Here is a 14,845-nt window from a genome sequence, read left to right on the forward strand (position 1 = left end):
ATCCTGCCTCAAAGCCTTGTCCTATGAAATATGGTCTTATATGTTTTCCGGCCATCGGGGTACCGACCCGCACCGTCCCCGCCGAGCCAGGAGCCTGCCCGTGCACCAGCTGAAGCACTTCATCGACGGCGAACTCGCGGATTCCGCTGACGGAGCCGTCGCCGAGATCATCGATCCGGTCACCGGCCGGCCGTACTGCACCGCGCCCGTCGGCGGCCCGCAGGACGTGGACCGTGCCCTGCGCGCCGCGGCCCGGGCCTTCGAGCAGTGGCGCGAAACCACGCCCGGCGACCGCCAGGTCGCGCTGCTGAAGATCGCCGACGCCGTCGAGCGGCGGGCCGAGGAGATCGTCCGCGCCGAGTCGGCCGACACCGGCAAACCGCTGGCCGTCACCACGGCCGAGGAGATCCCGGTGATCATCGACCAGTTGCGGTTCTTCGCCGGGGTCGCCCGCGCCCTGGAGGGCCGCGCCGCGGGCGAGTACCTCACCGGGCACACGTCCTACGTCAGGCGTGAGCCGATCGGGGTGTGCGCCCAGGTGACGCCGTGGAACTACCCGCTGATGATGGCGATCTGGAAGATCGCGCCCGCGCTGGCGGCTGGGAACACCGTCGTGCTCAAACCCGCCGACACCACCCCGGCGTCCACCGTGCTCCTCGCCGAGATCGCCGCCGAGTTCCTGCCGCCGGGCGTGCTCAACGTCGTCTGCGGCGACCGGGCCACCGGCCGGACGCTGGTCGAGCACGACATCCCGGCGATGGTGTCGATCACCGGCTCGGTCCGCGCCGGCATCGAGGTCGCCGGCTCCGCGGCCGCCGACCTCAAGCGCGTCCACCTGGAACTCGGTGGCAAGGCGCCGGTGATCGTCTTCCCCGACGCCGACCTGGAGAACGCGGCCGAGACCATCGCGGGCGCCGGGTTCTTCAACGCCGGCCAGGACTGCACCGCCGCCACCCGGGTCCTGGTCCACGAGGACGTGCACGACGAGTTCGTGGCCGCGCTGACCCGGCACGCGGAGGCGACCAAGACCGGGCTGCCCGACGACCCGGACGTGCTCTACGGGCCGCTGAACAGCGCCGGTCACCTCGCGAAGGTCACCGGGTTCATCGAGCGGCTGCCCGCGCACGCGACCGTCCACACCGGAGGCAAGCGCGCCCGCGACGAGGGCTACTTCTTCGAGCCGACCGTGGTTTCCGGCGTCCGGCAGGACGACGAGATCTCGCAGAACGAGGTGTTCGGCCCGGTCATCACCGTGCAGCGGTTCGCCGGCGACGACGAGGCGCTGGCCGCGGCCAACGGCGTCGAGTACGGGCTCGCGTCGTCGATCTGGACCGCCGACCACAGCCGCGCGATGCGCCTGTCCGCCAAGCTCGACTTCGGCTGCGTGTGGATCAACACGCACATCCCGCTGGTGGCCGAGATGCCGCACGGCGGGTTCAAGAAGTCCGGCTACGGCAAGGACCTCTCGCTGTACGGCCTGGAGGACTACACCCGCGTGAAGCACGTCATGACGGCCTGGGGAGCGCAGTGATCGACATGTCGCCCAACCAAGCACCCGCACTGGCCGAGAAGACCGCCCCGGCCGGGACCACGAGCGCGATCCGCCTGCGCGGCCTGCGCAAGGAGTTCGGGTCCGTCGTCGCCGTCGAGGGCGTCGACCTGGACATCGCGCAGGGCGAGTTCTTCTCGATGCTCGGACCGTCCGGCTCGGGCAAGACCACCGTGCTGCGCATGATCGCCGGGTTCGAGCTGCCCACGTCCGGGACGGTCGAACTGGCCGGCCGCGACGTCACCCGGCTGGCGCCGTTCGAACGGGACGTCAACACGGTGTTCCAGGACTACGCGCTGTTCCCGCACATGACCGTGCAGCAGAACGTCGAGTACGGGCTGCGGGTCAAGAAGGTGCCCCGCGCGCAGCGCCGCGAACGCGCCCGCGAGGCGCTGCGGACCGTCCACTTGGAAGGGTTCGAGGGCCGCAAACCCACGCAGCTGTCCGGCGGGCAGCGGCAACGCGTCGCGCTCGCCCGCGCGCTGGTCAACCGCCCCAAGGTGCTGCTGCTCGACGAACCGCTGGGCGCGCTGGACCTGAAACTGCGGCACGCCATGCAGACCGAGCTGAAGCAGATCCAGCGCGACGTCGGCATCACATTCATCTTCGTCACGCACGACCAGGACGAGGCGCTGACGATGAGCGACCGGATCGCCGTGTTCAACACCGGCGGGATCGAGCAGGTCGGCACGCCGAGCGAGGTGTACGAGAAGCCGGCCACGGCGTTCGTCGCCGGGTTCGTCGGCACGTCGAACCTGCTGTCCGGCGACAGCGCCGAAGCCGTGCTCGGCACGCGCGGCGTGTTCAGCATCCGGCCGGAGAAGATCCGCATCGACCCCGACCTGTCGCAACCGGCCGCCGCGGGCGAGGTCTCCGCGACCGGCACCGTCACCAGCACGTCCTACGCCGGCGCCACGGTTCGCTACGTGGTGGCGCTCGACGTCGGCGGGCAGCTCTCGGTGGTCCGGCAGAACGCCGGCGCACCCCTCGAACTTGCCGACAACCGCGTCCGTCTCGCCTGGCGGCAAGAGCACAACTTCCGCATCACCGAGTAAGGAGCCAACCAGATGCGCAACAGCCGGACCCTGCGCTTGATCGCGGGGCTGATGTGTGCGGGGACCGCCGTGGCGGCCTGCGGCACGTCGAGCACTTCGTCCAGCCCGTCCAGCACGGGCGGGCAGGGGTTCACGCCGCCCAAGCTCGAAGCCCTCTCCCAGCTCGGTCAGCCCGAGGGCGCGCTGAACATCCTGGCCTGGCCCGGTTACGCGGAGAACGGGTCCAACGACCCGAACGTCGACTGGGTCACCCCGTTCGAGCAGGCCACCGGGTGCAAGGTCAACGTCAAGACCTTCGGCACCTCCGACGAGGCCGTCAGCCTCATGAAGACCGGCCAGTACGACGTCATTTCCGCCTCCGGTGACGCCTCGCTGCGGCTCATCGCCGCCGGCGACACCGAACCGGTCAACACCAGCCTCATCCCGAACTACGCCGACGTCTACGACTTCCTCAAGAACAAGCCGTGGAACAGCGTGAACAACGTGTCCTACGGCGTGCCGCACGGCTGGGGCGCCAACGTCCTGACCTACCGCACCGACCACGTCAACCCGGCACCGACGTCGTGGTCGGTGGTGTTCGACGCGAACTCGCCCTACAAGGGCAAGGTCACCGCGTACGACTCGCCGATCTACATCGCCGACGCCGCGCTCTACCTGATGAAGACCAAGCCGGAACTGGGCATCAAGAACCCCTACGCCCTGGACGACAAGCAGTTCCAGGCCGCGGTCGACCTGCTCAAGCAGCAGCGCCCGCTGGTGTCGGAGTACTGGTCGGACTACCTCAAGGAAAGCCAGGCGCTGAAGAACGGCGACGCCGTCATCGGCACCGCGTGGCAGGTGACGGTCAACCTGACCAAGTCCGAGGGCGCGCCGGTGGAGTCCACGCTGCCGGTCGAGGGTGCCACCGGCTGGTCGGACACCTGGATGGTCTCCACGAAGTCGCCGCACAAGACCTGCGCCTACAAGTGGCTCGACCACATCGTTTCCCCGCAGGCCAACGCGAAGGTCGCCGAGTACTTCGGCGAGGCCCCGGCCAACCCGAAGGCGTGCGCGCTGACCGCGGACGCGAAGCACTGCGAGACCTACCACGCCGGTGACGCCGCCTACGCCAGCCAGATCTGGTACTGGACCACGCCGATCGCGCAGTGCGTCGACGGCCGCACCGACGTCAAGTGCAAGGACTACGGCGAGTGGACTCGCGCGTGGACGGAGATCAAGGGCTGACATGAGCATCGCCGCCAGTGTGTCGGGATTCCTCTACCGCAAACCCAGGCTGCGGCTGGGCATGCTGCTCAGCGCGCCGCTGCTCTGGCTCGGCCTGGCCTACCTCGGCGCACTGGCGGCGTTGTTCGTCACCGCCTTCTGGCACACCGACACGTTCACCGGCCAGGTCGTCACCGAGTGGTCGCTGGACAACTTCGCGACCCTGTTCACCGACGAGGTCTACCGCACGATCACCTTCCGCACGCTCGGGATCGCGGTGGCGGTGACGGTGATCGACGCCGTCATCGCCTTCCCGATGGCCTTCTACATGGCCAAGTTCGCCTCGCCGCGGGCGCAGCGGATCCTGGTGATCGCGGTGATGACGCCGCTGTGGGCCAGCTACCTGGTCAAGGCGTACTCGTGGCGGGTCATGCTGTCGGGCAACGGGCTGGCCGGGTGGCTCTTCGGCACCACCCCCGGCTACGGCCTGACCGCCACCATCCTCACGCTGTCCTACCTGTGGCTGCCGTACATGATCCTGCCGATCTACGCGGGACTGGACCGGTTGCCGAACTCGCTGGTGGAGGCGTCGAGCGACCTGGGTGGACGGTCGTGGCGGACGTTCCGCACGGTGGTGCTGCCGCTGACCTTCCCCGCGATCGTGGCCGGGTCGATCTTCACCTTCTCGCTGACGCTCGGCGACTACATCACGGTCAAGATCGTCGGCGGCGCCAACCAGATGCTCGGCAACGTCGTCTACGACAACATCGGCGCGGCGAACAACCTCCCGTTCGCGGCGACGGTCGCGACGGTGCCGGTCGTGATCATGCTCGTCTACCTCGCCGCGGTGCGCCGGACCGGCGCGCTGGACAACCTCTAGGCGGTTCCCGATGATGCTGTCCAAGAAGACCAAGTACGTCCTGCTCGCCGCGCTGGTGCTCGGGCTCGCCGTGATCTACGTGCCGCTGCTGGTGGTGCTGCTGAACTCGGTCAACAGCGACACCACGTTCGGCTGGCCGCCATCCGGGTTCACGCTGGAGTGGTGGGGCCGCGCGGCGCAGAACGAGGGCGTGTTGCGGGCGCTGCTGACCAGCCTGCAGGCGGGACTGGCGGCCACCGCGATCGCGCTGGTGCTCGGCATGATGGCGGCGTTCGCGCTCCAGCGGTACCGGTTCTTCGGCAAGGACACGGTGTCGCTGCTGATCATCCTGCCGATCGCGCTGCCCGGCATCGTCACCGGCATCGCGCTGAACAACGCGTTCCGCACGATCCTGGGCATCGACCTCGGCCTGTTCACCGCGATCGTCGCGCACGCCACGTTCTGCATCGTGGTGGTGTTCAACAACGTCGTCGCCCGGCTGCGGCGGATGGGCGGCAACCTCGAAGAGGCGTCGATGGACCTCGGCGCCGACGGCGTCACCACGTTCCGGCTGGTCACGTTCCCGATGCTGCGGTCGGCGCTGCTGGCAGGCGGGCTGCTGGCGTTCGCGTTGTCGTTCGACGAGATCATCGTGACCACGTTCACCCTCGGTGCCGGGCTGCAGACGCTGCCGATCTGGATCCTGGACAACCTGTTCCGGCCCAACCAGGCGCCGGTGGTCAACGTGGTCGCCGCGGTGCTGATCGTCGTGTCGACCGTGCCGGTGTACCTCGCGCAGCGGCTGTCCGGAGACACGGCCAGCGGCGGGCGGCTCTAGCGCCTCGGGTATTTTCAGCGGACGGTTTCCGGCGGTCGGAAAAGAGGTCCGCGATGTCCGCTGTCACGTATTTCGAGGCGATTGTCGTCGGCGCTGTGCAGGGTGTGTCGGAATTGTTTCCGGTGTCCAGCCTCGGGCACAGCATCCTGATTCCGGCCTGGCTGGGCGGTTCGTGGGCGCGCGACCTGAGCATGGGCGGGGAGTCGCCGTACCTGGCCGTGCTGGTCGCGATGCACGTCGCGACCGCTCTCGCGCTGGTGGTCTTCTACCGGCGGGACTGGGCGCGCATCGTGCGCGGGCTGTGGACGTCGGTGCGCGACCGGCGGGTGTCCGATCCGGATCAGCGGCTGGCGTGGCTGCTGGTGCTGGCGACGATCCCGGTCGGCGTGGCCGGGTTGCTACTGGAGCGTGCGCTGCGTGACGTGCTGGGCAAACCGGTGCCGACCGCGGTGTTCCTGGCGCTCAACGGGATCGTGCTGCTGGCGGTGGAGCGGTCGGCGCGTGCCGCGCGGCGGCCGGTCCCGGTCGCGCCGGTGCCCGAGCCGACTGAGGTGACGCGGGACTTTTCGGCGGAGATCACGATGCCGATCCGGATCGTCCGCGCCGAGGAAGCGGCCGACCGCCGCCTGGCCCGGCTCGGAGTGGGTGAGGCGGTGCTGATCGGGGCGGCGCAGATCCTGGCGCTGTTCCCGGGCATCAGCCGGTCGGGCATCACGATGGTGGCGGGCCTCCGGCGGGGCCTGTCCCACGAGGACGCCGCGCGGTTCGCGTTCCTGCTGGCCACGCCGGTGATCCTGGCCGCTGGCGTGCTGAAGCTGCCGTCCCTGTTCACCCCGGCGAACTCCGCGTCACTGGGACCCGCGCTGGTGGGCAGTCTGGTGGCGGGCGTGGCGGCGTATCTGGCGCTGCGATTCCTGACCCGTTATTTCGAAACCCGGACATTGACCCCGTTCGCGATTTATTGCGTGGTCGCCGGATTGGGCAGTCTGGCGTATTTCCTGGCGTGAATGCGGCCCGGTCTGCCGCCCTTCGCGGGAGGACGGCAGACCGGGCCAGGGTTGCGCCGCGCCGCGGCCGCGCGTTGCTGCTGCCCGCCGCGCGTTGCCGTCACCCGCGCACGTTGCCGTCACCCGCGCACGTTGCTGCTTCCCGCCTCGGGTTGTCGTCACCCGCGCACGTTGCTGCTTCCCGCCTCGGGTTGTCGTCACCCGCGCGCGTTGCTGCTTCCCGCCGCGCGTTGCTGCTTCCCGCCGCACGTTGCCGTCACCCGCGCGCGTTGCTGCCACCCGCGCATGTTGCCGCCACCCCGCATTGCCGCCACCCGCGCAGGGTCGCTCTGCCGCCACCCGGCGTGCCCGCGCTGCGCCGAGCCCGTCTTGCCGCGCCGTCTGGGCCTGCCGCGCCCGCCCGCGCCTGCGGCCCTCGCGCTCCGGGCCGTCAGTGATCAGTGGAAGGCGTGCTCGGCAGCCGGGAACTCGCCGCGGCGGACCTCGTCCGCGAAGGCGGTCGCCGCGCCGGACAGGGCGCCCGCGAGGTCGGCGTACCGCTTGACGAAGCGCGGCGCCTTGCCGCGGCGCAGACCGGCCATGTCCTGCCACACCAGCACCTGCGCGTCGCAGTCCGGGCCGGCGCCGATGCCGACCGTCGGGATCTTCAGCTCGTGCGTGACCTGCTTCGCGACCTCGGCCGGCACCATCTCCATGACCACGGCGAACGCCCCGGCCTCCTGGAGCGCGAGGGCGTCGGCGATCAGTTCCGCGCCCGCCTCGCCGCGGCCCTGGACCCGGTAGCCGCCGAGGTTGTGCTCGCTCTGCGGCGTGAAACCGATGTGGCCCATGACGGGTACGCCGGCGCCGGTGAGGGCCTCGACGTGCGGTGCGAAGCGGCGGCCGCCTTCGAGCTTGACGGCGTGGGCGCGCCCTTCCTTCATGAACCGGACGGCGGTGGCCAGCGCCTGCTCGGGCGAGAGCTGGTAGGAGCCGAACGGCAGGTCCGCGACGACGAGCGCACGTTTCGTGGCGCGCGTGACGGCGCGGACGAGCGGCAGCAGCTCGTCGACGGTCACCGGGAGTGAGGTCTCGTAGCCGAAGACGTTGTTGGCGGCCGAGTCGCCGACGAGGAGCACCGGGATGCCCGCCTCGTCGAACAGTTCGGCCGTGTACATGTCGTAGGTGGTGAGCATGGGCCACGGCTCGCCGCGGCGCTTGAGTTCCTGCAGGTGGGGGATGCGGACCTTCTTCACGGGGCCGCCGGAAGCCGGGCCGGAGCCGTACGGGGCCGCGGTCTCGCCGCTGTTGGTGGACATCTTCGTCGACCGTCCTTCCCTCGAGGCCCTCGTCGGGTCCCCGGGTCGTGGATCTGGGAAACCCAGCGTGACACCGGGGAACAACGGAGCCCAAGCCCCTGCGATGAGCTTCACACGACGGTGATCCAGGCCCCGGCAGGCGACGCGGAGCCGCGGACGCGTGGCCGAAGGGACACACCCGAACTCGCGGGTGACGGCCAGACCGGCCCGAAACGGCGAGACACCGAGCGTTTCGGCGAGGGAGAGGAGGGCGCCAGCGGCCGCTTCCCGCGCAAGGATGGCCCTCCGCACCCAGGCAACGATGGCCCGGTCTGCGTGCCCTCTGGGGGCGCCTCGGGTGCCGCGCGAGGGCGTCCCGGTCTGCGTGCCCGCTGCGGGGGTGGTGGGTTGGTGCGGTGGCGCCTCGGGTGCTGGGCGAAGGCGTCGCGGCCTGTGTCCCCCCGCGGGGCGGTAGGGCTTTCGTTCGGTGGTGGCCTGGCTGCTGGTGATGGCGTCCCGTTCGGCGTGCCCGATGCGGGACCGGCTGGGGCTGGCGAGCTCGGCTCGAGCGTTGCCTCTGGCTGGCGAGCCGGCTCCCGCGCGGAACCCATCAGCTCGTCAGCAGGTGCTGTCCCGGGCCGAGGGCGTTTGCGCCCACCGCGCGGAGCAGGGCCCACATCGTCGCCTGGTTGGCGGTCACCACGGGCTTGCCCAGCTCCTTCTCGAGCGGAGCGATGACCTCGTAGGTGGGCAGCCCGGTGCAGCTCACGAACACCGCGTCGGCCGCGGGGGTGTCGCCCTCGCGGATCAGGTCGGTCACCTCGTCGGGCTGGACGTCGGGGACCTCGTCGGCCGTCAGGGCGAAACCGGTGATCCTGGTGATCTCGAAGCCGTGCGCCGTCAGATACGCGTGCAGGCGCCTGCCGACCGCGGGCGCGTACGGGTGCACGACCGCCAGACGTCGGGCGCCGATGCTCCGCAGGGCATCGACGACCGCGCTGGACGTGGTCATCGCCCGGGGCGCGCCGAACGCCTCCATGGCCTCGCGCAGGGCGCGTTCGCCCGCGTCGCCGCCCACGAAGCTGCACGCCGTGCAGGCGTAGGCGATCGCCGCCACGCCGGTGCCGCACAGGGCCCGGACCGGGGCGGTGAGGTACGCGGGGTCGGCCAGCGCGGACACCATCGTCAGGTTGTCGTCGGCCGGGGCCTCGGCGGTCCGGCGCACCTCCAGCCCGACCCCTTCGGGCAGCCAGCGGCGGATCTCGTCGTCCCGGGTGAAGTCGAACGACGCGACCACACCGACGCGCAAGGTGTCCATGACGCCGGATACCCGCGCGGCAACGCAAGAACCGTCAAGACCCTGGCTTCAACACATACGGAAACCCTGATCCACACTCCTCTCGACACGGCCTGGGCTGCCCTACGGGACCGGGGTGCGCTCCACGAACGCCTCGCCCCCCGGCTTCGTCATCGGCACACGCCTCGACGGCACCGCTCGGATCGTCACCTCCTCCCCGGCACGCCGGCCGAGCTCACCGGTGCTTTGATGGAGCAAGGCACCGCCGTCATCAAGAACACGTTGGCGGCACCGGTCGGCCTGAGGGGACACCATGACAGCACTCGGTTACGCGCTCTTCGACACCGCGATCGGCCACTGCGGCATCGCCTGGGGCGAGCACGGTGTGACCGGCGTCCGCCTGCCCGACGGCGCCCCCGCGACCACGCGCGCCCACCTGCAGGCAGCCTTCCCCGAAGCCACCGAATCGACGCCCCCGGCGGAGATCCAGGCCGCGATCGACGAGATCACCGCCCTCCTGCGCGGCGAGCGCCGGGACCTCCTCGGGATCGTCCTCGACTACGAGGGCGTGCCGGAGTTCAACCGCCGCGTGTACGAGATCGCGCGGACCATCCTGCCCGGACGGACCCTCACCTACGGCGACATCGCCCACCGGCTCGGCATGCCGGGGTCGGCGCAGGCCGTCGGCCAGGCCCTGGGACACAACCCGTTCCCGATCGTCGTGCCGTGTCACCGGGTGCTGGCGGCCGGGCGCCGGATGGGTGGCTTCTCCGCACGCGGTGGCGTGGAGACCAAGCGGCAGATGCTCATCATCGAAGGCGCCGACGTCCAGCCGACTCTGTTCTGACGCGAGAGGGGGATCGCGCCCGACCGGGAGCCGGCGGCCGGCGTGGCGGCTGTTGTTCAGGAGGGCCTCCTCTGGGCAGGGTGCGGACGGACACGGGCTCTTCGCGTCGGAGGGAACAGGACGGGGCGACCCGAGCGGCGGCGCCCTCAACCGCTCGGTTGCCACGGGGCCAGCCACGGCCTGACCGGCCACCCCTCCACCGCGGCCATGAGTGGCACGGCTGTCGCGCCGTCGATGTGCTCCCGGAGGATGTCCGCGTGCCCGGCGTGCCGCGCGGTCTCCTGGATCAGGTGCAGCAGCACCCATCGCACCGGCCACGCGTCGGCGTCGTCCGGGAACCACGGCACGCCCCGCGGCGCCGGCACCGGTTGCCCGAGATCCTCGATCCCGCCGACGATCTCCTCGGTCTCCCTGGCCACCGAGTCGTAGGCGGCCAGCACGCCGGACAGGCTCTCCCGCTCACCGAGCCGGAAGCCCGCCAAGGCATCCCGGCCCGCGGACGCCGGAATTTCCCGTCGTGGCAACGGTTTCTCCCGGTGCAGCACCGCGGCCATCCATCTCCGCTCGGTGCTCGTCACGTGCTTGATCAACCCGCCGACGCTCAACGCGCTCCGCGTGGGCGTCAGCCGCGCCTGCTCGTCGCTCAGACCGTGCGCTGCCAGCCGCAGGACATGGCGCTGCTGCGCGAGAAAGGTGAGCAGGCCGTCGCGCTCGTCGGCCACCGGACGGACATTCCCAGCCATGACAACAGTTCCTTCCAGGAGGGTCATGGGGGAATGATGGCATCCGGGTCCGACAGTTTCCGGCCTCAGAACTCCCCTTCACGCCAGCAGTTCGTGATGGGCAGCCGTCGATCTCGCCCGAAAGCCTTGAAAGTTGTCTTCGTACCGATCGGGTACTGGCGGCGTTTGTACTCCGCACGGTCGACCATCCGGATCACCCGATCGATCGTTTCCGGCGAAAACCCGGCCTCCACCAACGAACCGTAACCCCGATCGCCTTCGACGTAGTCGTCGAGGATGGCGTCCAGCAACCCGTAGTCCGGCAGGGAATCCGTGTCCAGCTGACCCGGTCGCAGCTCGGCCGACGGCGGCTTCGCGATCGAGTTCTCCGGGATCGGCGGCACCTCACCCCGCTTCTCGGCCGAGGCGTTGCGCCACCGCGCCAGCGCCCACACGTGTGTCTTGAACACGTCCTTGAGCGGCGCAAAACCGCCCACCGCGTCCCCGTACATCGTCGAGTACCCGACCGCCAGCTCGGTCTTGTTCCCGGTCGCCAGCACCAGATGACCCTCCTGATTGGACAGTGACATCAGGAGCATGCCGCGCACCCGCGCCTGGATGTTCTCCTCCGCCAGGCCGGACAACCCCAGCCGGTCCACGTAGATCCGCACCATGTCCTCGACCGGTTCCACCCGGAAGTGGCACCCCAGCCGCCGTGCCAGCTCCGCCGCGTCGTCCCGCGAATGCCCCGACGAGTACCGCGACGGCATCGACACCCCGTGCACCGAATCCGCCCCCAGCGCATCCACCGCCAGCGCCGCCGTCGCCGCCGAGTCGATCCCGCCGGAGAGCCCCAGCACCACCGAGCGGAACCCGTTCTTGTGCACGTAGTCCCGCAGCCCGACGACCAGCGCCGACCACACCTCCGCCTCGTCGGACAACGGCTTGCTCACCGCCGCGGCCAAGGGTTCGTACGCCGGCACCGGATCCGCGGACAGCACCCGCCGCCGCACCTCGAGCCCCTCGTACGTCCCCGGCGCACACCCCACCGCGTCCACGAAGAGATCCACCACCAGCAGGTGCTCCACGAACTGCGGCGCCCGCGCGAGCACCGACCCGTCCGCGCCGACCACGAACGAGTCGCCGTCGAACACCAGGTCGTCCTGCCCGCCGACCTGGTTCGAGTAGACCAGGGGCGCACCGGCCTCCGTGGCCCGCCGCGCGACCAGCGGCAGCCGGATGTCGTCCTTCGATCGCTCGTACGGCGACGCGTTCGGCGACACCACCACGCCGACCCCGGCCGCTCCGAGCGCGGACACCGGCCCGCCCTCCTGCCAGAGGTCCTCGCAGATCACCATGCCGATGTCGACGCCGTGGAACCGCAGCACGTCCAGCGTCCGCCCCGCCTCGAACCACCGCTGCTCGTCGAACACGCCGTAGTTGGGCAGGTGGTGCTTGAACTGCCGCGCGACGACCTCGCCCCGCCACAGGGCCGCCGCCGCGTTGCGCGGGCCGACGGCGTCCACGTCGAGGTAGCCCACGTACACGAGCAGCTCGCCACAACCCGCGTCAGCCAGCGAAGCAGCCAACGCCCGCAACGCAGCGCGCGACGCCTCCGCGAACGTCCCCCGCAACGCGAGATCCTCGACCGGGTACCCGGTCAGCGACATCTCGGGGAACACCACGACGTGCGCCCCCGCCTCGGCGGCCTTGCGGGTCCACGTCACGGTCTGCGCCGCGTTGCCCGTGAGGTCGCCGACGGTCGGGTTCACTTGGGCCAGCGCGATCCGGAGCATGACCCCATTGTCGGTCACACCCCGGCGGACGGCTCAGTTCTTCTTGCGCCGCAACAGGCTGCGCACCTGCCGCAGCGTCTCCTCGAACCCCGCGTCGAACGGCGCGTCGTGCACCAGGTACGTCCACGTCGAGCTGGCCCGCCGCACGCCCGAGGCCGCCAGGTCGATGCCGTCCGCGCTGATCTCCGCCTCCGCGAGCGTCTCGGCGGACCGCTCCTGGATCCTCGGCACGATCTTGCGGAACTCCGGGATCGCGATGCGGTGGAACTCGTCCAGCGGCGTCTCCCGCGCCAGCGCGCGCAGGTGGATGCTCTCCCGCACGTCGGTCAGGAACGCGAGGTGGTCCGACCACAGCTGGTCCAGGTGGTACAGCATGATCTCGCGGCACACCTGCTTCGCCGTCTCCTCGCCGGCCTTCTCGACCAGCTCGTCGTACCGCTTCTCGCCCTCCAGCGCCTCCGCGGCCGCGTCGGTGCGCAGCAGCTTGTCGCGGTACTCCAGCAGTTCGCGCCGCTGGTGCTCGATCAGCCGCGTGTAGCGCCAGGTGTTGCGGTGGATCTCCAGGTCGACGCCCTCGGCGACGCGCTGCGCGTGGTCGATGTGGCGCTTGGCCGCCGGATCGGTGATCTCGCCCGAGTCGTCCGCGTCGATGCCATCGGGCACGTCCGGCGCGTTCGAGGTGACCAGCTCGTCGTTCAGGCTCGCGAAGAACACCGCGCTGCCCGGGTCGCCCTGACGGCCCGACCGGCCACGCAGCTGACCGTCGAGGCGGCTCGACGGGTACCGCGCGGTGCCGATGACGTGCAGACCGCCCAGCTCGGCGACGCGTTCGCGGTCCTTGCCGTCCGCGCCGCCCAGCCGGATGTCGGTGCCGCGGCCGGCCATCTGGGTGGACACGGTGATCGCGCCGTACTTGCCGGCTTCGGCGATGATCGCGGCTTCCTCGGCGTCGTTGCGCGCGTTGAGCACCACGCACGGCAGGTCGGCCTTCGCCAGTTTCTCGGCCAGCTCCTCCGATTCGGCGACGTCCTGGGTGCCGACCAGGATCGGCCGCCCGGTCTCGTGCACCTCGCGGATCTCCGTCACGATCGCCCGCAGCTTGTGCGACGGCGAGGCGAAGATCCGGTCGTCGAGGTCCTCGCGGATGTTCGGCTTGTTCGGCGGGATGACCGCCACCTCGAGCCGGTAGAACTCACGCAGCTGCTCGGCGACCGCGACCGCGGTGCCGGTCATGCCGGCGACCTGCGGATACCGGGCGATGAGGGCCTGCACGGTGATCGAGTCCAGGATCTCGCCGCGGTCGGTGGGCGCGACCTGCTCCTTCGCCTCGACCGCGGCCTGCAGGCCGTCCGGCCAGCGCTGCAGCTCGGCGACCCGGCCGCGGGAGGCGTTGATCAGCTCGACCTTGCCGTCGCGCACCAGGTAGTCGACGTCGCGGGTGAGCAGCGCGTGCGCGTGCAGGGCGACGTTGACCGCCGCGAGCCGCTCGGAGCCGGACTCGCTGTAGAGGTCGACGCCGCCGAGGGCCTTCTCCACGACCGACGCGCCGGCCGTGGTCAGCCACGCGTTGCGGCCGTCGGTGTCGGTCTCGTAGTGCAGGCCCAGCCGCAGCCGCCGGACCACGTTGGCGACTTCGGTGTCGGCGATCGCCTGGTCGACCGAACCGGCCATCACCAGCGGGACCCGCGCCTCGTCGACGAGCACCGAGTCGGCCTCGTCGACGATCGCGACCTCCGGGTCGGGCTGGACGACGTCCTCGGCGCGCGTGACGAGCCGGTCGCGCAGCATGTCGAACCCGATCTCGCTGACCGCGCCGTAGGTGACCTCGGCGTCGTACGCCGTGCGCCGCTCCTCGCGGGTGAGGCTGCCGTCGACCCAGCCGACGGTGACGCCGAGCAGGTCGTACACCGGTTTCATCCACTCGCCGTCGCGGCGCGCCAGGTAGTCGTTGACGGAGATGACGTGCACGCGCTTGCCCTGCAGCGCGTACCCCGCCGCGGCCAGCGCGCCGGCCAGCGTCTTGCCCTCACCGGTCTGCATCTGCACCACGTGCCCGGACAGCAGGCCCATCGTGCCGAGCAGCTGCACGTCGAACGCGCGCTCGTCCAGCGCCCGCCGCGCGGCTTCCCGGCCGAGGGCGCACAGCTCCACCAGCTGCGGGTCGCCGAGCTCGGCCTCCAGGCGGAGCTTGCCCGCGCGCTCGGTCAGCTCGGTGTCGCTCAACGCCTCCAGCTCGGGTTCGAGCGCCTCGATGTCCGGCAGCAGTGCCTCGTACTTGGTCAGCTCGACGCTGCCCGGCCGCTCGATGAGCTTGCGAAGCCGCTTGCCCATTCGGCTGATCAGTGCTGGCACCCGTGGTCTCCTGTCCTTCTCGCGCGCAACCCACCAGCCAACG

Annotated in this window: 12 protein-coding genes; 7 read left to right on the forward strand and 5 right to left on the reverse strand. The window is 70.6% G+C overall.

All coding sequences use genetic code 11. From position 1 onward, the window contains the following. Window positions 1-100: 100 nt before the first annotated feature. From L1857_RS07960 to L1857_RS07985, 6 genes are read left to right on the forward strand one after another with little or no spacing between them, the layout of a single operon-like run. A complete protein-coding gene (locus tag L1857_RS07960; protein ID WP_094006757.1) occupies window positions 101-1,531 on the forward strand; it encodes a gamma-aminobutyraldehyde dehydrogenase in 1,431 nt (476 codons plus the stop codon). A gap of 5 nt (window positions 1,532-1,536) precedes the next feature. Next, window positions 1,537-2,604, forward strand: coding sequence for an ABC transporter ATP-binding protein (locus tag L1857_RS07965; protein WP_094006788.1), 1,068 nt, complete (start codon window positions 1,537-1,539; stop codon window positions 2,602-2,604). A gap of 12 nt (window positions 2,605-2,616) precedes the next feature. Further along, entirely contained in the window at window positions 2,617-3,828 is a 1,212-nt protein-coding gene (locus tag L1857_RS07970; RefSeq protein WP_094006756.1) for an ABC transporter substrate-binding protein, read from the forward strand. A 1-nt stretch (window position 3,829) separates the two neighbouring features. Continuing rightward, window positions 3,830-4,687, forward strand: a complete 858-nt coding sequence (locus L1857_RS07975; RefSeq protein ID WP_162830562.1) for an ABC transporter permease — start codon at window positions 3,830-3,832, stop codon at window positions 4,685-4,687. 10 nt (window positions 4,688-4,697) lie between these two features. Then, the gene (locus L1857_RS07980) at window positions 4,698-5,504 is read left to right on the forward strand and encodes an ABC transporter permease (RefSeq protein ID WP_116111476.1); all 807 of its coding nucleotides are present in this window, start codon (window positions 4,698-4,700) and stop codon (window positions 5,502-5,504) included. Between the two features lie 53 nt (window positions 5,505-5,557). Then, entirely contained in the window at window positions 5,558-6,511 is a 954-nt protein-coding gene (locus L1857_RS07985) for an undecaprenyl-diphosphate phosphatase (protein WP_249464762.1), read from the forward strand. A 437-nt stretch (window positions 6,512-6,948) separates the two neighbouring features. On the opposite strand, the gene panB is transcribed toward L1857_RS07985, so the two are convergent. Continuing rightward, the gene (gene panB, locus L1857_RS07990) at window positions 6,949-7,809 is read right to left on the reverse strand and encodes a 3-methyl-2-oxobutanoate hydroxymethyltransferase (protein ID WP_116111474.1); all 861 of its coding nucleotides are present in this window, start codon (window positions 7,807-7,809) and stop codon (window positions 6,949-6,951) included. Window positions 7,810-8,398: 589 nt separating this feature from the next. Then, window positions 8,399-9,106 carry a maleate cis-trans isomerase family protein gene (locus L1857_RS07995; protein ID WP_116111473.1) on the reverse strand — a complete coding sequence of 236 codons (708 nt, stop codon included), beginning with the start codon at window positions 9,104-9,106 and terminating at the stop codon, window positions 8,399-8,401. A 292-nt stretch (window positions 9,107-9,398) separates the two neighbouring features. On the opposite strand from L1857_RS07995, the gene L1857_RS08000 reads away from it, so the two are divergent. Further along, window positions 9,399-9,932, forward strand: a complete 534-nt coding sequence (locus L1857_RS08000) for a methylated-DNA--[protein]-cysteine S-methyltransferase (protein ID WP_094006750.1) — start codon at window positions 9,399-9,401, stop codon at window positions 9,930-9,932. Window positions 9,933-10,078: 146 nt separating this feature from the next. Here L1857_RS08000 and L1857_RS08005 read toward each other — a convergent pair whose 3' ends face one another. The 3 genes from L1857_RS08005 to secA2 form a co-directional block, all read right to left on the reverse strand. Next, a complete protein-coding gene (locus L1857_RS08005; RefSeq protein ID WP_116111471.1) occupies window positions 10,079-10,675 on the reverse strand; it encodes a DinB family protein in 597 nt (198 codons plus the stop codon). 65 nt (window positions 10,676-10,740) lie between these two features. Further along, on the reverse strand, window positions 10,741-12,450 hold the full coding sequence (locus tag L1857_RS08010) for an NAD+ synthase (RefSeq protein WP_094006748.1): 1,710 nt from the start codon (window positions 12,448-12,450) through the stop codon (window positions 10,741-10,743). Window positions 12,451-12,483: 33 nt separating this feature from the next. Next, the gene (gene secA2 / locus L1857_RS08015) at window positions 12,484-14,802 is read right to left on the reverse strand and encodes an accessory Sec system translocase SecA2 (protein ID WP_094006747.1); all 2,319 of its coding nucleotides are present in this window, start codon (window positions 14,800-14,802) and stop codon (window positions 12,484-12,486) included. Window positions 14,803-14,845 lie beyond the last annotated feature (43 nt).

The organism is Amycolatopsis thermalba, assembly GCF_023376025.1.
Classification (GTDB): Bacteria; Actinomycetota; Actinomycetes; order Mycobacteriales; family Pseudonocardiaceae; genus Amycolatopsis_E; species Amycolatopsis_E thermalba.

Excerpts from the sequence above, each read along its gene's own strand:
- L1857_RS07965 (WP_094006788.1), top strand. The coding sequence starts at position 1,537 with ATGTCGCCCAACCAAGCACCCGCACTGGCCGAGAAGACCGCCCCGGCC.
- L1857_RS07970 (WP_094006756.1), top strand. The coding sequence starts at position 2,617 with ATGCGCAACAGCCGGACCCTGCGCTTGATCGCGGGGCTGATGTGTGCG.
- L1857_RS07975 (WP_162830562.1), top strand. The coding sequence starts at position 3,830 with ATGAGCATCGCCGCCAGTGTGTCGGGATTCCTCTACCGCAAACCCAGG.
- L1857_RS07980 (WP_116111476.1), top strand. The coding sequence starts at position 4,698 with ATGATGCTGTCCAAGAAGACCAAGTACGTCCTGCTCGCCGCGCTGGTG.
- L1857_RS07985 (WP_249464762.1), top strand. The coding sequence starts at position 5,558 with ATGTCCGCTGTCACGTATTTCGAGGCGATTGTCGTCGGCGCTGTGCAG.
- panB (WP_116111474.1), bottom strand. The coding sequence starts at position 7,809 with ATGTCCACCAACAGCGGCGAGACCGCGGCCCCGTACGGCTCCGGCCCG.
- L1857_RS07995 (WP_116111473.1), bottom strand. The coding sequence starts at position 9,106 with ATGGACACCTTGCGCGTCGGTGTGGTCGCGTCGTTCGACTTCACCCGG.
- L1857_RS08000 (WP_094006750.1), top strand. The coding sequence starts at position 9,399 with ATGACAGCACTCGGTTACGCGCTCTTCGACACCGCGATCGGCCACTGC.
- L1857_RS08005 (WP_116111471.1), bottom strand. The coding sequence starts at position 10,675 with ATGGCTGGGAATGTCCGTCCGGTGGCCGACGAGCGCGACGGCCTGCTC.
- L1857_RS08010 (WP_094006748.1), bottom strand. The coding sequence starts at position 12,450 with ATGCTCCGGATCGCGCTGGCCCAAGTGAACCCGACCGTCGGCGACCTC.